Here is a 17,334-nt window from a genome sequence, read left to right as displayed (position 1 = left end):
TTACCAACGACAGGCAGAGCGTAATGGCTTCGCTGCCTGTTCCAACTGAGAAATGTTAAAGGTTACTTGACTACCATTACTGCCGGTAATGCTCATCCGGTCGCTGTCCATCAGGCGCTTGATTTCCTCAATGCCCGGTAAGCCACGGCTGGATTCCCATAAGTAACCATGTTCCCGTACGAACCATTCAGTACGATACTCGGTTCTGTCTGTTGCCACGGTAACTACCCCTGATTCCACGGGCTTAGGCAGTGCCACCTGCAAGCGGGTGATACTGTCAATGCAACTCAGCATTAATACAGGACGTGGGGGAGGAACCCCAATTGCGGGCGTGGTCAGAATAATCGGTGCTGCGCCGTTCTCTCCCTGCGTCATCATAAAGCTGGTGGAGTAATCGGTGCGTTTCATCTCCTGTTCCATCGCTTTCCGCCATGAAGGCCCCATATTTTCGATAGGAATTTGTACAGTTTTGAACTGAAGGTTATTCAACGCCCTGTCATAGCATGCCAGCCGAATAAGAGGAGACGGCTCAAAGCGGCATTTATGCAATTCATCTAAATTTTGCTCTTCCTTTACTACCGCGGCTGCTTCCGTTGTGTTTACCATTTCCGTTGGTTTTACCATCTCTGTAAGCTTGAGGTTCCCTGTCAATGAAGCGAGCAATGAACTGATAATTAAAACAATATTCATAATCTACACCCGTATTTAGCCAGTTTGTAAACCAACGTCCTCTGGGGAATTCCCAAACTTTGTGCGATCAATCTGGTGTCGTTGCCAAACTGACGCTGACGTTGAATCAACACGGCGCTTTCAAATTCTTCTATGGCCTTTGGCAGATTATCGATATGACTGTAATCCACGGAGATACTGCTGACCGCCGCCGGGTTTTTCGATTCACTCAGGGAAGCAAGCAGTTCATCCAATTGTTTTTCTTTTTGGCGTTGAACCTGAAATACCTGACGGATTTGGCGTAACTGTCCGCGCAGTTGTTCGAGTTCCTGCAATTTTTTCAGGCGATGCTGCATAACATGGCAATAAATGCCGAACATGTTTTCATTGTTGGTGAAAGGGAAGACATTTTCGGCAAAGATGGCGATGACACCGCAAGCCTGCCCATTGCAGTCAAACAGAGGCGTGCCGTATAACCCACAGTTATGCGGCAGCTCTGCAATGAACGAGCGGAAATGTGGATCGTCAATGCGTGCCCCGTGATTAAGGGAATCCCAAACAATTGGGGTTCCCTTGCGTAATACCTGTATCAATGGGTTATTGACGTCATCAATGTCCACTTGCAATCGGCGCGAATTGGTTTGCTGAGGCTCCGGCAAGTTGTAGCATTCCAGCCTGTTTTCATTGATGTTAAGCAGGAAAACTAACAGGGCATCAAAACGCGAGCTATGGCTGACCTGCAAAAAATGGTCAACCAGTTGTCCTATAGTGTCATCTTCCAATAACGCTAACGCGCTTTTCAGCCGCTGTTTCATTATTCTGCCTCCTCAACCTCTGCATGGAATTCATGTTCAGCTACAGTTAAGCGAATAGCTTTGATTGGTGTACCCGCAGCCATTTTCTGCAACAGCAATAATGAAACTGGTGGTAACAGTGCACCATCAATGATGGATTCCAACATACGGGCGCCATTTTCCGCACGGGTAGCGCGTTGCAGGATCTCTTCGGATACTCCATCACTGATGGTGACTTCTGCATTGAAACGCTGAGTCAGCAGGGTATCCAGTCGCGCCAGTTTGCCCTGAATGATGGTTTTCAGCGTTTCATGGCCCAGCGGCAGGTAAGGGATCACTTCCATACGCGCCAACAGTGCCGGCTTGAAGAATGCCGCCAGTTCTGGATACAGCAAGTCGTTGATCTGCTCTGGCTGCCCGGCATTGTCTACGATGGTTTGATAGCCCAAGTTTGAAGTCAGGAAGAACACGACGTTTTTACAGTCGATGATGCGCCCTTCTCCATCCGCCAGTTCCCCTTTGTCGAAAGCCTGATAGAACAGGTTCAGTACGTCAGGGTGCGCTTTTTCCACTTCATCCAACAAGACGACAGAGTATGACTTCTGACGAATGGCTTCGGTCAGTACACCGCCCTCGCCGTATCCCACATAGCCCGGAGGTGAACCAATCAGGCGGGAAACCGTGTGTTTCTCCTGAAACTCAGACATGTTAATGGTGGTAAGGTATTGACGACCGCCAAACATGAGTTCCGCAATTTGCAGGACGGTTTCGGTTTTACCGACGCCACTTGGCCCTACCAACAGGAATGCACCAAGAGGACGTCCCGGACGACGCAAATCGGCACGAGCGGTCAGTAAGTGTTTGTGTAAGCACTGGATCGCCATTTCCTGCCCTTTGATGCTCTGTCCCAAGTGGGTAGGCAATTCAGTAACGATGGACAGTTCACTTTGTGATAAGCGGTTCAATGGCACGCCAGTCCACTCGGCAATTACCGCTGCAATCTGGGTTTTGTCCACGTGCGGGGAAACCAGTGTTTGCTTCTGCTGTAGTTCTGCTAACTGTGCATTGAGATCTGCCAGCTTTTCGATCAAAGATTGCTCTTCCAAAGATCGTTCGCCATTGACTGTAGATTCAGCTTGCTCAATGGTTTCATTTTCTTCAGCATTTTCAGCCGCCTGTTCAGGCTTTTCTTCCACGATCTCCTCTACCACTTTTTCAGCAGTTTCGGATTCTGTTTCAACTGGGGCATCATCAGCCAGCAATTGGCTACGCAGTTCGATGATTTGTTTCACCAACTCCTGCTGTTGTTGCCAGCTACTTTCCAACACGGTGAGCTGTTCCTGAACTTCGGTCTGCTGGTTCTGCAATTCATCCAATCGCTCAGCATGAACGTTCAGCCCCATGCGTTGCTCTCTTTTCAGCACGTCGATTTCCATTTGCATCTGGTGCAATTCGGTCGTCAACGAGGAAATTTGGCGCGGGGGTGAAGTCAGGTTAATAGCAACACGAGCACAGGCGGTATCCAGTACGTCAATGGCTTTGTCCGGCAATTGGCGGCCAGAAAGATAACGGTCACTCAATACCGCAGAAGCTTTCAGTGCTTCATCATCAATCAGTACGCCATGCGCCTGCTCATAAATGGCACGCAAGCCACGCATGATGACTGTTGCTTCATCCGCTGTCGGCTCAGAGACTTTCACCAGTTGGAAACGGCGGGAGAGCGCAGCATCTTTTTCGAAATACTTTTTGTACTCGCTCCATGTGGTGGCTGCGATGGTTTTTAGTTCGCCACGAGCCAGAGCGGGTTTAAGCAGGTTGGAGATATCCAGACCACCTGCCTGGTTGCCTGCACCGATCAGGGTATGGGCTTCATCAATAAACAGGATGATTGGTTTTGGGGATTGGCTGATTTCCGCCATGATGCCTTTGAAACGTTTTTCAAATTCACCTTTAACCGCTGCCCCTGCCTGCAATGCCCCCAGATCCAGTGTCATCAGTTCGCTGTTGCGCAATTTATCCGGTACACGATTGTTAATAATGCGCAGTGCCAGACCTTCAATCAGGGCACTTTTACCCACACCTGCTTCACCAACGACGATTGGATTGTTTTTGCGGCGACGACAAAGAATATCGATCATCAGATCGATTTCATTATCGCGACACAAAACCGGATCAAGTTTGCCCTGACGCGCCTGCTCGGTCATGTTCTGGGTAAAGCGTGCCAGCAGGCTATCGCTGTTTGCTGGATGTACGCTCTGCCCATCTTTATCGCTGACAGCAAAAGGCTGCTCTGCCGAGCCATTTGTCCATTCCGCAAAATTCTGACGCAATAATTCTCGGTTGATACCTGCCAACAGACGCGCGGTTTGTGGTGCCAGATAACGCAGCGGACTGAACAGCAACGTAATCAGCATAACGCCACTGCGCAATTCGCTGTGCTGCATCTCTGTGGAAGCCAGTAGCCAGCTATCCTGTAACCATTCCACCAGCATCGGGGAAAAATTCGGGTAAGTCTGCACAATCGATTGATGGTGCATCATTACCTGATCGAGTTGTTCTTTCAGCAGATCTTTATCAATGTCTACTTTATTTAGGATCAGTCGCATATCACTGAGTGGCGTATCGATCATTTGAAGCAGTAGCTGCGCAACGGTGATTTCAGGTTGTTGCTGACTGACGCAAGATGCCGCCACCGCTTCCAGTGCATGGCGGGTCATCGGGTTTAAACGATTTACAAGGGTAGGCAGATCAATCTGGATCATGGCGACTTCCTATCTTAATAAGTTACTTAGCTGCTTTAATATGTCTTGGCTCTGATCACCGAGGCGAATGGCATAAAAGCTGTAAATAGCCACAATCAAGCCCACGCTGATAGCGAACAGGTGTTTGATCGTCCATCGTCTGCTCAGGCGATAACGCGCATCACTTTCGTTGATGTTGACATACAACGTGGTCGGCGGAGCATCTCCGCGCAGTGAGTGAAGCTGTTGCTGTAGGCGACGGAACAGGCGCTCAAAGTCATCGCTTTTCTGGGCGCTGACTTTGTAGCGTCCGCGATATCCCAGACAGAGGCAGAGGTAAATAAATTCCAGCAGGTGCTGATAGCGCTGGGACTCTCCCATCAAACGTTCAAGCAATACGAAGACTTTCTCACCTCCCCAGGTTTCATTGTGGAAGTGCACCAACAGTGATTGCTTCAACCAGCCATTCTGACTGTTCCAGCCGTGCCCCAACGCGGTTTCATCAATGAAGGTGCACAGTACGTAACGGAATGAAACAATCGCGCCCGGCTCATAACCTTTGGTTTGCAGGTACTGCTCAATGGCTCGAATATCAGTGACAACTTGTTGGTAAAGCTTGTCCGGCAGTGCCTGATCATTCATGTCCTGTAAACGCAAAACCATCCCCAGCAAGGGGGTGGCGGCATCGATCATTGGGTTGAGACTTTCACCACGCAACGGTAGCTGGTACTGACGCTGAAATGCTTTCAGCGTTTCAGATTTTTCCAGCGACAGACTGTCAACATTGATATCACTCATGATTATTCCTTACCACCCCTGATAGCCCAGAGCTGCATATCTAAGTCAGGGAAATCCCCTGATACGTGGAACGCGATGGAATTTCCTTGCTGGATTTCTTTCCATGCCGGACTCTTCTGATCCAGACGGAAGTAGGTATATCCAGAGTGGTACGGCAATTGGCGAGGTGCTGCGGACAATGCAATCAGTGGCACGCCCGGCAACTGAACGCTGACCAGATCGCGGATTCTTTCCATCGAGGTAACTTTGGTTTGCTGGACGAACTGACGACGCAGCTGTTCCTGCGGTGTGCTGGCGCTGATTGCCAGTACGAATTCGGCTTTGCGCAGCAGATCGTTGTCGTGGAGCGTTGCCACACGAATACCACCTTCGTTCAGTTTCAGTGCAATCGAAGTTGCACGCGGGGTCAGAACGACGTTCAACGCATCACGAATTGCGTGCATCGCATCCTGGAAGGTATCTGTCAGGTTATTGTGGTCATACGCCAAGACATTCCCTGGCAGGCGGCTTGCATCGGTGAACGTTCTCAACTCACCACAAGTCTGGAGTAGCTCGGTATATAAATACAGTGGGTGCAGAACGGTTTGTTTTGCATAATGGTTGAACAACGGCTGAACGCGGTTGAGCAATTGCAGCATCATAAATTCTGCGACATCTGCCACCCCTTGCTGACCCGGTGAACCGATGCGTTTAGCCAATGTTCTTGAACGCTCGGTCAGCAGGCCATCTATTTCCACCATGAAACGCTTGAGTTTGTCGGCCACGAAGATCGACAAACACGTCGGGATAAATTCGTTATCCAGAATGATAGTGCCATCTTTTTGCTTTTCTTTGATGCGGCACAGCGGAATGGCGGTGTAAGCACTCATGTCCTCGGAGCCTTGCATCAGAACTGGCGTCAGTTGGGCAAGGTTAAGGGCAAAGGCATCACCACCTTTGGTGTGGAGGTCACGGACATCAGCAGGAAGTTCCCGATAACGCACCGCACTTTGGGTTTCTGCATCCCGATCAGCAATTTCCCGAATGGTATCGCTGGACATTGGCAACGCCAGATAAATATCCTTGCTTTTCAGGTCATTGATATTTTCGATATCCAACGGTTTTGGCAGCAAATCCTGGCTGGGCGCAGAAAAAATGGTGCCATCAGGCATGATGCCGCTGGCTTCGGTAATCCCGATACGCCCCAGTTTGAGCAAATCATCATTGATGCTCAGGGAGCTGAAACCATGAGCATAAGGTGTCAATACTGAAACAAGGCTATGTGCCAGATAATCTATGTGTTTTTGTTGTTGCTGAAAATGTTGTGGTTTGATGAATAACCCTTCGTGCCAAATCACCCGATTTTTACCTGGCATGATTACTCCTCCTCTTTTCTAAGTTCGACGTCGTTGTTTCTGACATGCACCAAGATGTGATAATGGCGGCCGATGTCTTTGACTCGGATGATCTTTTTCCATTCAGATTGATTAGCATCTGCATAGTGAACGATGACACCGATGTAACGGTTTTTCTTTTCCAATGTGATTGCTTCCAGAGGCTTATATTGCCCCGGCAACAGGGTGTAATCCTGATGATCGATGTAGTTTTTCCCCAGTGCCTTTTCGAGTTTGTCGCTTTCAAGTTGGTCATAGTCGGCAGCCAGAAAACGTGAATCTTCACTGAGATAAACCAAATTCATTTCAACAGGGACCGCTTCACCACTTTCATTGGGGTTGATGTCGGATTCGGCCAGCAATGTAATGTTGGCAACAGAAGCCTGCTCATCGGGTGTACCTACCGGTGTGGAAGGATCCCAGATGACCTGACCTACTTTTTTTGTTGCGTTCCATGCACTGCTACAGCCGTTCAGCAACATCACTGACAGCAATAAAATCCCTACAGCCCATATACGGCGACTAGCGGAATGTGTCATTGCCGGATTCCTCCAAGCCCTGACGTAATGCGCGGTCATAGGCCTGTTCATATACCTCGCGGAATAGCTTTTCAAATCCTTGCTGGCGGCTGGACGCTAATTCACGGTAATAGTTGGTATACATTTCCCAGGCCCAGGATGAATCTTTATTCCTGACTTCGTTGCTACGACGATAATGTGAGAAACGCCGGAGCAATTGTTCTGGGGAAAAGGCTTCCAGCATGGTGTCCAGTGCGGCAGAAATGGCAACCCGGTTGGCCTGATAGTGCAATTGCAGGTTTTGCAGGCTTTCCGCTACCGCTGCCGGAGCGGAGAGATGAACCGGGCTTTTCTGATCAGAGAACATCACCTGCATGGTCGTGTCATAATCCATGTTCAGGCGCAGCGGGTTATCTTCGATAGGACGAAGTTGTTTATCACGCAATCCATGTTGTTCACGCTGAAGAGCCAATAGCCCTGCAATGGCGGCTTTCATGGTTTTGCCCATCTCTTGCAGAAAATCATTCGCCTGCTGGCTGTCTTGCAGAGGCAAGCGAGCTTCCAGCCCACGCATAAGAGGAGTAATGGCTACATGGTCAACATCCATATTTTCGTACTGCCTATCGGAATCGATATCCGGTAAATCAAGGAACTCCTGATCCATAACACTGCCTCGGTTATCAGAAATAGGGTTAGCAAATGGGGGGGATTGGTAATGATCCGGTGGCAAAAGTTGTTCCGTATCATCAGCCTCAACCTGAGGTTTCAATGTGGTCAGGCTCTCGCTATCAAGTACCCGCAGTGGATCATCACTGAAACGGTGCATAACCGTCGGAGCAATGCTTTCATCGTGAGCAAATACAGATTTTTGTGCGGGTGCGCCTTCCATCATGGCATCCAGCGGATTGCTGTAGCTGGAAACCAGCGATTCAGGTGATACCGTTGAAGGATCAACGCGATCTGTCTCAGAAAGACTGATGTGACTTTTGATCGACAAATTGCCGACCTTGATTTGATCGCCTTGCTGTAACAGGATCAAACTCGACTCAGGCGTCAACATTGCATTATTGACCTGCACTGGTTCAGCAAGTACTTGCAGACAAAATGCCCCATCCTGCCACTTAATGCTGAATTGTGACGGGTGGATATTGCCCTGCTGATCCTGTACAGACCAAAGATGGCTTTCACTGCTACCGACCGTACCGCCCTGTGTCGAGAACTGGCAATTGGCGGCTTTACCACTTTCTAGCTGTTCACTGTTAAGAACCCGCAATGAAAGGATTGGTTGATGTTTTTCCATAGTCGTTATTCCATAACTGAAATTGTGACAAAGGGTTTCTTTTCCGGTTCGCCGAGAAAACTGGTCCACCCCAGATGGTTATTCTGCTTCGCCCCCAATACCATGCCGCTGACCTGATTCTCAGCCAGACCAAGGCGCAGCTCCCAAGCGAACTGGCTGCGCATGACAAAAGAAATGAACATCACCAACGGGAGATAGTTCTTGCCATCAGGCAGGAATGAGAGAAACCGATCGCGGGTCAGGTCGTTGATACTGAGTAGAAATTTCCCGCTATAATCCCCAACCCAAGAGCCGATGGTGAAGTTTTGTCCCAATACGGACAGCTCGGTATCACCGATTTTTTGGCCTTTATTGGTTCCCCCCAGCCGATTCTGCTGATCCACCGGAATGGTGACTTTCCTGAATTGCCAACCGAGCAGCGTAACGTCCTGCAAATCAAAACAGTGGGAAACAAGGCTGCATATCACTTCTGGTGAGCGCCCGGGGCTTGCCAGCAATCCGGCATACGCCAGCATTTTGCTGTGATTGATGTTCAGCATCCGGCGGTTGACATCACTGCCCAGCCCAACGAGAGAGAACATACGCTGGGAAAAATTATCTTCCCCACCTTTCTTGAAACAGATGTAATAGCGGTATTTCCGCCAAATCTGATGCAGGAGCGTAATTAAACGATGGTTAAAAAGGTTGAGAAAATCCGTCAGGCGGTTTTCCCCTTGAGCATCTTCCCATGCCAGAGAATCGAGATAATAGCCCGGCATCGGAGACTGGCTTCCGTGCAACCCCATAAAGGAAACTTCCAGTTCGAAGTACCCCTTTTTAGATTGCGCAAGCGAGATGACATCACGAGTCGGAAATGCCAGACTGGCACTGGAACGGAAACGGATAGATTCCAGATCGGGACGATCTGTCTCCCCTGTTTTATCCCACGCTACCGCCAGCTGGTTAAGTAGCTCAACCAACTGGTAAAAGTTGTACTGTGAGATGTCCAATGCCAACGATGTGGCAGGGTCCTGCTCAATGGTTACATCAACGAGTGTTGACCTATCTGTACCGGCCATTCATAACATTCCTGATTATCTAAATTGATTACCTTCAACATATGAAAAGCATTGACGCTGGCATACAGTGAGAAAAACCGTGACAGAACCGTACTGAACAGATAAAGCTCGCCTTCCGAGCTGAATGCCTGTTGCCGGATATACAGTGTTGAGCGCAACCCACGTACAGGTTGCCCACGGAACAGACGATCTGTCGGTTCTGTTTCAATCTTCTCAATGGCATCAAGCCGTTTCTGCGATGAACGCTTGGACTGTCGGTTATGAATACTTGGGAAATCGTAGGTACGCAGCACCTGTTTCAGCGCGTCCCTATCCAGTAATGACATATAGTTAAGCGACATATTTGACAGCAGTGACCAGTGCAAACCGCCATCCAGCAGAGGATAGAGAGGCACTGATGGGCGCGTGATATTGCGGAATGTCGCAAATGACGGGCTGCCGATTGAAGGGTAATTAATGTCGCCAACGCGTAGCTCTAAAGGCAATTCACGGTTGGTACAGGTCAATCTGATCGAAACATTTTCTTTCAGTTTGAGTCTGAGCAAATCTGATTCATCTCCCCGGACAAATGAGATGAAATGTTCCAGCCCCCTGCGGAAAGGTGACTCTTTCACCCGAAGACGGTAATAACGCATTGAGCGTTCGTCTTCGTTATCAATTTGGTGATTGAAACTTTCAAACGGGGTATAAACTCGCTCACCAATACGGGCACGGCTGCGTTCACCATTTTCTCCTGTCAGCCAGCTTTCTACGCCATCGACAGAGAAAATGTCGTAGTTATCAGGAAAGCTGTAACTGGCTTTCAACGGATATTCAGTCTGGCTGCCATTGAGTTCAATCGCTTCACTGTCCATTGGGAACAGGTTGATTGCGGGTGTGCAGTGCAGACGGAAAGTGTCATGACGAACCTTAGCTTCGGGTGGCAGTGCCTGAGAAAAATGTAAATTCAGTTTGAAATCTTTGGTCTTGAGATCTTCAGGCAGTTCTGGGAAGCCTTTCACATCAAAGAACAGGAAGCTTTCTGCAAAACAGAAATATTCCTGCAAAATGCGATACCCCATATAGGCGTTTTTCGGGTATGGCAGTAATGCATCTTCCCGCTCAAATCCTACGGGAACAAAATCAAAATCTGGCAGAGGGATCACGGTATCTCCTACCACCAATTCTGCTTTTCTGAAGTAATAACAGAGCCAGAAATAGAGCTGGGAAGTGGTATAGTCATCACCACTCAGATAAAAGCGCAGTTTGCCCAGTTCTAACTCATGCAGGTTCAGCTCCGTTTTCGACGCAAAATTCAGGCCGATAATCCCGGTCTCATTACTGTTATTGACGGAGATGTCACGGATAGAAAGCGGAAACAACCACACATCACGGCAGAGCGTGAAGGTACAGCGACCATGATCGTCTTTTTTGCCACCCGATTTTTCGCTCGAATAAATATCATCTTGAGTTGACAGCGTATGGCTCATAATCTGTGTGCCACGCTTGACCTGTGTCGCTTTCGTCACAACGCTCTCATCGGGGGTATACTCGATGATGGTCATGCTGGGGGTTGGACGCAGATAGTTCGGCCAAAGCATATTGAGCAGGCCGTGGGTCAATTCAGGGAACTGATCATCAATCTTTGCCCGCAGGTTGCCTGTCAGGAAGGCAAAACCTTCAAGCAAACGCTCAACGTCGGGGTCAGAGCCTTGTTCTGACAGAAATGCGGCAAGATGAGGGCGCTCAACTGCGGCTTCTTTCCCCAGTTGTCGCAGATAGTTCAACTCATCTCTGAAATATTTTTCAAATGACATTTATTGAGTTCGCTCCAGGCAATAGCGCCGGTTGTTATCCAACTGGATGCTAAATTCCACAAGGTCGTTGATATCATCCAGAGAGATTTCAGCGCTGATATGAAAGCTCAACAGCAACGGATCTGAGTCATCATTGATGGCGCTGACAGAAACCGCTGATATCCTGGGTTCATAATTTCTGATGCACTCTTCAATCGCCCATTCGATACTTTGCTTGAAATCCACCGATGTCGCGGTCGCATCATTGAGATCAATGACCCCTAATTCAACAGCACTTTGGCAGGCACCGGGACGGGAATTCAGCACTTCATTCAAATGCTTCCTGATAGAATCAAGCAGTGAACGCATCCTTGACTGACGGGAAGAGCCGGAGCTCTTCCCTTGAATGCGCTCGAACAGACTGGCAGAGCTGCCTCTGTTCCAACTGTACAGCGCAGCCATGATTATTCCTTATCCAAACGTCCAACCAGAGACAGTTCGAAGCTTGCACCCATGTACTTGAAGTGCGGGCGAACCTGCATCGCAACCTGATACCAGCCTGGATCGCCTTCAACATCCAGAACCTTGATTTCAGCTGCACGCAGAGGACGACGGCTACGAACGTCAGTTGGTGGGTTTTCCTGATCAGCAATGTACTGTTTCAGCCACATGTTCAGTTCGCGTTCCAGATCCTGGCGCTCTTTCCAAGAGCCGATCTGTTCACGCTGCAACACTTTGATGTAGTGAGCCAGACGGTTGATGATGAACATGTATGGAAGTTGCGTGCCCAACTTATAGTTGGTTTCTGCAATGTTCCCTTCACGGGTATTTGGAAATACTTTTGGTTTCTGAACCGAGTTTGCAGAGAAGAATGCTGCGTTATCGCTACCCTTACGCATGGTCAGAGTAATGAAGCCTTCTTCTGCCAGTTCGAATTCACGACGGTCAGTGATCAGAACTTCTGTTGGGATCTTAGCCTGAACCTGGCCCATTGCTTCGTACAGGTGAACCGGCAGATCGCTTACTGCACCACCGCTCTGTGGACCGATGATGTTTGGACACCAGCGATATTTAGCGAAGCTGTCAGTCAGGCAGCTAGCCAGCAAGTACGCAGTGTTGCCCCATAAGAAATGTTCATGGTCACGGCTGACATTTTCCTGATAGTTGAAGTTTTTGATTGGATTTTCAACGTTGGAATAAGGCAGACGCAGCAAGAAACGTGGTGCGGTCAGACCTAAGTAACGTGAATCTTCAGACTCACGCAGCGCACGCCATTTAGTATGTGAAGGGCCTTCGAAGACAGATTTCAGATCTTTAATGGCTGGCAGGTCAGTAAAGCTGTTAACACCAAAGAATTCTGGTGAAACGGAAGACAAGAATGGCGCATGAGCCATTGCACCTACTGAACTGACATACTGCATCAATTTAATATCAGGCGTCGTGTTGCTGAACGCGTAGTTACCGATGACAGCAGCAACAGGCTCACCACCGAACTGACCGTAGCCTGTGGAATAAACGTGCTTGTAGAAGCCGGACTGAATAATTTCAGGGGAGAATTCAAAATCTTCCAGCATTTCATCTTTAGTGGCATGAATAATGTTGATTTTGATGTTTTCACGGAAATCAGTGCGATCCACCAAAATTTTCAGTGAACGCCAAGAAGATTCCAATTCCTGGAACTGCTTAGCGTGCATAATTTCATCCATCTGCTCGCTGAGCTTTTTATCTAACTCAACGATCATTTTATCAACAAGTAGTTTGTTGATTGGTTCTTCGTTAGAGCCAGTATCCAGAATGCTACCGATAAACGCAGCAACACCTTGTTTTGCAATGTAGTAGCCGTCATTTTCCGGAGTCATTCTCGCTTGAGACATAATCTCATCAAGCAAGGAGGTCGTTGCGCCAGAAGCAATAGCTGTGCTGTTTTCTTCGTGCTGAGCCATTTAAAAATTCCTTTAACCAGTTATTTTTTATTGACGATTTCAAGTTCTTTCAGGAGTTGCTCACGAACGGATTCATCTTCCAGCAGTGACTGCAAGCGAGCACGAAATGCCGGGATATTTCCCAATGGGCCTTTTAATGCAACCAATGCCTCACGAAGTTCGAGAAGTTTATTTAATTCAGGTACTTTCTTCGCGATATTATCTGGTGAAAAATCGCTCAGTGATTTTATTTCCAGATTAACTGGCAGATCTTCTTCGCTTTTTTCATCAAGGCGATTAGGGACGTTAAAAGTCAGGTTGATGTTCGCTTCATTCATTACGGCATTGAAGTTATTTTTATTGATAGAAACTGTTTGCCGTTCTTCAATTGGTGTATCTTCGCTTTTGCCTTTCAAGTCACCAACAACTAGAAGATTCAGAGGTAATTCAACTTCTGCGGTCTGGTCACCGGTATTAGGGACGTACTTAATATTAATTCTTTCTTTTGGAGCTACGCTACCTGGACTATTCTTACTCATATTTTAATCCTTTGGCTAATACAACCATGAACTGTCTAACAACCCATTATTGGTGAGAGAATGATTCCAATGTTTACTCATATAACAAATACAGTGAATCTCCCTAAAAAAATAGGCAACAGAAGATAACTATATTTGTAGGTACGAATAGTTTTATATCAACATATAGTTAAATAATCAGATATATCCTATCCAATCGAGGAAGTAACATCGATATGAAAAATCGTCAAGTTAGAGTTTGACATTTTATTTTTTTGATGTAAAGCCAAAACACAAATTGATAAAGTCCTCTATTCAAGCTTTTAATCTATTTATCTCAACGCATAGCAAATTATAAATATTTTTTTCTCTCAAAGTAGGGAAAAGTTTGGTTTTACTCTTTGTAAGAGTATGTAACCCCATTACCTATAAATTGCATAAAAATAAATATTTTTCATTTCCTTCTGAATAAAATATAACCATCAAAATCTATATTAATAATCAGCATCAATGTCATTTATTATTCTATTTTGATTAGTTATGTATCACAACAATCTAAATTATTTTCATTTTCTTGATCTAGGTAACACTTTTTAAATGATCATAGAAAACATGTAAATAAAAAAATAAAAGACGTTATATATCAATTCATTAGGGTTGTATAAATATCGGTGCTCATTTTTAGACCAGTTAAAGAGGCTGATTTTTTATAAAAAGTCAGCCATAACGTTCACAACGGCAATAATTATAAAATTTTTATTTGTCATTGAATTAAAGCGTGTGTTGCTTTTTTCAAATGACTTTGCATCAGACAATTTCAGCTTTATTATTCGCTCCGAGTGTTTGGCAAGCTAAAATTTCATTTTGATGAATAAATGGAATTATCACGCAAGGAATGAACACTTACACTAAATATTGGTAAATTTTTATAGGATATTCATATGCCAACTCCATGTTATATTTCTATCAATGGTAAAACTCAGGGCAATATTACTGCTAGCGCATTCACTGCTGAATCCGTAGGTAATATCTTTGTTCAAGGTCACGAAGACGAAATGCTGGTTCAAGAATTTGACCACATTGTAACTGTTCCAACTGATCCACAGTCAGGACAACCTTCTGGCCAGCGTGCGCATAAGCCATTCCGCTTTACCGTTGCATTAAATAAAGCAGTTCCTCTGCTTTACAACGCACTGGCTTCTGGCGAGATGCTGACTACTGTAGAATTGAAATGGTACCGTACTTCAATCGAAGGTAAACAAGAGCATTTCTTCACTACTAAACTGGTAGATGCAACTATCGTTGATATCGACTGCAAAATGCCACATTGCCAAGATCCAGCAAAATCTGAATTCACTCAGTTGATTCGTGTTTCTCTTTCTTACCGTAAGATTGAGTGGGAACACACTACTGCTGGTACTTCTGGTTCTGACGACTGGCGTGCGCCAATTGTTGCTTAATATCTTATTCATTAAGTATTAAGTAATAATCTTTCAGCCAATGAATATTATTCATTGGCTGAATCAATACTGGATGAATCAATCGGATATTTCTTAAAACTCCTGCCAATTTACTTTAATTCCCATTTTTCTTTTTTATATTTGTTTTTCTGCTTTTTTCCCGCTGTCAGATTTTCATATAGTAATTATTATTCATAATAAATAAAGATAAATGTATTCATAATTACATGCATGATTAATACTCAATTAACCAATTGATTAAAAAATGCCTTTCTTATGTTTTACCTTCCCTTCTATTCAATACATTACATCAAGATGCAATAAGTAAAATTTTTAAATAAAAAAATAAAATAGAGCAAGATCCCTAATTCTGTTTCATTATTTTGCTTAATATTGACCAAACCAAAATTGAATTTCACTTACCTCCACACATTGGATTAATACATAACTAAAATGAATAATCATAAATCACTAAGGTAAATTTATAATTGAAAATTATATTATCGAACAAAAAGTGATCGTTAATCAGAGCAACATAAAATATTTTCTATGCTTTAATGCTGAATTAATAAACTAGGAAGTTTAACCATAACCCAACACGATACATTTCCCATCAACTATTATCATTTGGGTATTCCCATGCTTAAAAGGACGACAATCTTCATCTTATTATGTACTGCATTTCAGGTAAGCGCTTCGTCTGACGCGCTTAACCCTACTTTACCTATGGATGAAACTTTCTCTACAAATGAAATAAGAAGAACCTTACAGGATAGTTCACGGGAAATAGACCAATTAATTGAAGAGCGCCGCCATCAAGGGTTGATTAATCGTGCAGACAGTGTTTCGCCACAAACTGTTTCACCTGTGCTGGAAGAAGCACCATCTTGTTTGGCTGTCAAAGGAGTTTATCTACAAGGTATTACCCTACTCTCTCTGGGTGACCTGAATACACTCAGTGCCTTGTCCGATAACTGTATCACCAGCAATGACATCAACAAGCTGTCGGCGGAAATCACTAACCTTTATATAGCGAAAGGTTACATTACGGCGCGGGTACAATTTATTCCTCCCAACGCGAATGGTGAACTGGGGATTAATGTTGTTGAAGGTTTTGTCGAGGCAATAGAAGGGAGTGACCGCTGGATCAATAGCCAAACACTATTCCCACGTTTGACAAAGCAACCACTCAACCTGAATCAGCTTGATCAAGGATTGGATCAGGCAAATCGCCTGCAATCAAACAAAACGACTCTCGATATTCTACCCGGTACAGTCAATGGTGGTTCCATCGTCAAGCTATATAATCGGCATTCTTCTCCGTGGAGAATAACCACGACCACCGATAATTATGGGCAAAAAAGTACAGGAAAATGGATCACCCGACTCAATGCCAGCGTTGATAGCCCATTGGGGTTATCTGATTTTGTCAGCCTTAGCGGCAGCAGTACCATTGATAAGCCCGATACTCAATACAATCGTGCCTATACCCTGCTCTATTCCCTCCCTTATGGGGCAATGACGTTCAGCGGATTCAACAGCTATTCCCAATACGCCAGCCATCCCCATTTACAGATAAAGTCAATCAAATTGCACGGGAATTCACAGCAAACAGGAATTCGTACTGATTGGGTCTTTCATCGTAATCAATCGCAAATCAGCACATTAAACACCCAGTTTGTTTATAAGAATTACAACAACTATGCCGCAGACAACAGAATCGATGTCAGTAGCCAGACATTGAGTGTTCTCGAACTGGGTATTAACCATTTACAACTCATTCCTTCAGGGCTGATCTCCCTCAATATAAGTATTGAGCGGGGAATGCCGTGGTTTAGTGCCCAAGCAGCAACAGCCAGCCTGAATAAACAATTTACCAAAGGGAAATTTTCGGCAAATTTACAGCAGCGTTTCACCCTCTTTGATATGCCTTACCGGTTTAATAGCCAATTTTATGCTCAGTACAGTCGAAGTGGGTTACCGGGTATTGAGTGGCTCAATGTGACCGACCGTAATGCCGTACGAGGATTCAGCAAAAATGTGTCATCGGCTGATAACGGCTGGTACTGGAGAAATACACTCTCCCACTCAATCCCCATTCCCAAAGGCTCACTTGCACTGCGGGCTGGTGTGGATATCGGTCAAGTTAAAAGTTATCTCAGTCAGGATGACTGGAAAAGCAATGCCGGCTTGAGCGCCGGTCTGACGCTGCGCTATCAGAGCTTGTTTGCGGATGTTGAAGTCAGCCGGGGCAAATTTCTTTCTCACCAAAATAGGATCACGGATGAGCCTATGCAACTGTTAACCCGCTTTTCTTATACTTTTTAGTTTTTTGAACCATTTGATGTTTTTTTAACCGCAGTCAGTTGTGGGGATTAATCCTAGAACGATTGTCTCTAAAACACTTG

At 45.8% G+C, this 17,334-nt stretch carries 14 protein-coding genes; 2 read left to right on the top strand and 12 right to left on the bottom strand.

What is annotated here, in order from left to right:
* From vasI to tssB, 12 genes are read right to left on the bottom strand one after another with little or no spacing between them, the layout of a single operon-like run.
* Window positions 1-690: a type VI secretion system-associated protein VasI gene (vasI, locus tag PSI23_RS14595; protein ID WP_273555772.1), complete on the bottom strand. Its 690-nt coding sequence runs from the start codon at window positions 688-690 to the stop codon at window positions 1-3.
* On the bottom strand, window positions 687-1,484 hold the full coding sequence (locus tag PSI23_RS14590; protein WP_273555771.1) for a Fis family transcriptional regulator: 798 nt from the start codon (window positions 1,482-1,484) through the stop codon (window positions 687-689). The genes vasI and PSI23_RS14590 overlap by 4 nt, the downstream gene beginning before the upstream one ends.
* Window positions 1,484-4,225, bottom strand: coding sequence for a type VI secretion system ATPase TssH (gene tssH / locus PSI23_RS14585; protein WP_273555770.1), 2,742 nt, complete (start codon window positions 4,223-4,225; stop codon window positions 1,484-1,486). The genes PSI23_RS14590 and tssH overlap by 1 nt, the downstream gene beginning before the upstream one ends.
* A gap of 9 nt (window positions 4,226-4,234) precedes the next feature.
* Window positions 4,235-5,002, bottom strand: coding sequence for a type IVB secretion system protein IcmH/DotU (gene icmH, locus PSI23_RS14580; protein WP_273555769.1), 768 nt, complete (start codon window positions 5,000-5,002; stop codon window positions 4,235-4,237).
* 2 nt (window positions 5,003-5,004) lie between these two features.
* On the bottom strand, window positions 5,005-6,357 hold the full coding sequence (gene tssK, locus PSI23_RS14575; protein ID WP_273555768.1) for a type VI secretion system baseplate subunit TssK: 1,353 nt from the start codon (window positions 6,355-6,357) through the stop codon (window positions 5,005-5,007).
* A gap of 2 nt (window positions 6,358-6,359) precedes the next feature.
* Window positions 6,360-6,914: a type VI secretion system lipoprotein TssJ gene (gene tssJ, locus PSI23_RS14570; RefSeq protein WP_273555767.1), complete on the bottom strand. Its 555-nt coding sequence runs from the start codon at window positions 6,912-6,914 to the stop codon at window positions 6,360-6,362.
* Complete coding sequence (tagH, locus tag PSI23_RS14565; RefSeq protein ID WP_273555766.1) at window positions 6,898-8,193, bottom strand: type VI secretion system-associated FHA domain protein TagH; 1,296 nt, start codon at window positions 8,191-8,193, stop codon at window positions 6,898-6,900. Before tagH ends, tssJ begins: the two co-directional genes overlap by 17 nt.
* A gap of 5 nt (window positions 8,194-8,198) precedes the next feature.
* Window positions 8,199-9,251 (bottom strand): type VI secretion system baseplate subunit TssG, encoded by a 1,053-nt coding sequence (tssG, locus tag PSI23_RS14560; RefSeq protein WP_273555765.1) that lies wholly within the window; start codon window positions 9,249-9,251, stop codon window positions 8,199-8,201.
* Complete coding sequence (tssF, locus tag PSI23_RS14555) at window positions 9,215-11,047, bottom strand: type VI secretion system baseplate subunit TssF (protein ID WP_273555764.1); 1,833 nt, start codon at window positions 11,045-11,047, stop codon at window positions 9,215-9,217. Before tssF ends, tssG begins: the two co-directional genes overlap by 37 nt.
* Window positions 11,048-11,488 carry a type VI secretion system baseplate subunit TssE gene (gene tssE / locus PSI23_RS14550; protein WP_092519773.1) on the bottom strand — a complete coding sequence of 147 codons (441 nt, stop codon included), beginning with the start codon at window positions 11,486-11,488 and terminating at the stop codon, window positions 11,048-11,050.
* Window positions 11,489-11,490: 2 nt separating this feature from the next.
* Complete coding sequence (gene tssC, locus PSI23_RS14545) at window positions 11,491-12,969, bottom strand: type VI secretion system contractile sheath large subunit (RefSeq protein ID WP_273555763.1); 1,479 nt, start codon at window positions 12,967-12,969, stop codon at window positions 11,491-11,493.
* 20 nt (window positions 12,970-12,989) lie between these two features.
* Complete coding sequence (gene tssB, locus PSI23_RS14540; protein WP_092519771.1) at window positions 12,990-13,487, bottom strand: type VI secretion system contractile sheath small subunit; 498 nt, start codon at window positions 13,485-13,487, stop codon at window positions 12,990-12,992.
* A gap of 920 nt (window positions 13,488-14,407) precedes the next feature.
* Here tssB and PSI23_RS14535 point away from each other — a divergent pair.
* The gene (locus PSI23_RS14535) at window positions 14,408-14,926 is read left to right on the top strand and encodes an Hcp family type VI secretion system effector (protein ID WP_273555762.1); all 519 of its coding nucleotides are present in this window, start codon (window positions 14,408-14,410) and stop codon (window positions 14,924-14,926) included.
* A gap of 639 nt (window positions 14,927-15,565) precedes the next feature.
* The gene (locus PSI23_RS14530; RefSeq protein ID WP_273555761.1) at window positions 15,566-17,254 is read left to right on the top strand and encodes a ShlB/FhaC/HecB family hemolysin secretion/activation protein; all 1,689 of its coding nucleotides are present in this window, start codon (window positions 15,566-15,568) and stop codon (window positions 17,252-17,254) included.
* Window positions 17,255-17,334 lie beyond the last annotated feature (80 nt).

This window comes from Xenorhabdus yunnanensis, assembly GCF_028598805.1.
In the GTDB taxonomy this organism is placed as follows: domain Bacteria; phylum Pseudomonadota; class Gammaproteobacteria; order Enterobacterales; family Enterobacteriaceae; genus Xenorhabdus; species Xenorhabdus yunnanensis.
The sequence above is the reverse complement of the archived record's forward strand: the minus strand, read 5'-3'. Positions and strand labels throughout refer to the sequence as shown.

Bases quoted from the DNA above. Each gene is read 5' to 3' on its own strand.
- tssH (WP_273555770.1), bottom strand. From the start codon at position 4,225: ATGATCCAGATTGATCTGCCTACCCTTGTAAATCGTTTAAACCCGATG.
- PSI23_RS14590 (WP_273555771.1), bottom strand. From the start codon at position 1,484: ATGAAACAGCGGCTGAAAAGCGCGTTAGCGTTATTGGAAGATGACACT.
- PSI23_RS14535 (WP_273555762.1), top strand. From the start codon at position 14,408: ATGCCAACTCCATGTTATATTTCTATCAATGGTAAAACTCAGGGCAAT.
- tssC (WP_273555763.1), bottom strand. From the start codon at position 12,969: ATGGCTCAGCACGAAGAAAACAGCACAGCTATTGCTTCTGGCGCAACG.
- icmH (WP_273555769.1), bottom strand. From the start codon at position 5,002: ATGAGTGATATCAATGTTGACAGTCTGTCGCTGGAAAAATCTGAAACG.
- tssK (WP_273555768.1), bottom strand. From the start codon at position 6,357: ATGCCAGGTAAAAATCGGGTGATTTGGCACGAAGGGTTATTCATCAAA.
- tagH (WP_273555766.1), bottom strand. From the start codon at position 8,193: ATGGAAAAACATCAACCAATCCTTTCATTGCGGGTTCTTAACAGTGAA.
- vasI (WP_273555772.1), bottom strand. From the start codon at position 690: ATGAATATTGTTTTAATTATCAGTTCATTGCTCGCTTCATTGACAGGG.
- tssE (WP_092519773.1), bottom strand. From the start codon at position 11,488: ATGGCTGCGCTGTACAGTTGGAACAGAGGCAGCTCTGCCAGTCTGTTC.
- tssF (WP_273555764.1), bottom strand. From the start codon at position 11,047: ATGTCATTTGAAAAATATTTCAGAGATGAGTTGAACTATCTGCGACAA.
- tssB (WP_092519771.1), bottom strand. From the start codon at position 13,487: ATGAGTAAGAATAGTCCAGGTAGCGTAGCTCCAAAAGAAAGAATTAAT.
- tssJ (WP_273555767.1), bottom strand. From the start codon at position 6,914: ATGACACATTCCGCTAGTCGCCGTATATGGGCTGTAGGGATTTTATTG.
- PSI23_RS14530 (WP_273555761.1), top strand. From the start codon at position 15,566: ATGCTTAAAAGGACGACAATCTTCATCTTATTATGTACTGCATTTCAG.
- tssG (WP_273555765.1), bottom strand. From the start codon at position 9,251: ATGGCCGGTACAGATAGGTCAACACTCGTTGATGTAACCATTGAGCAG.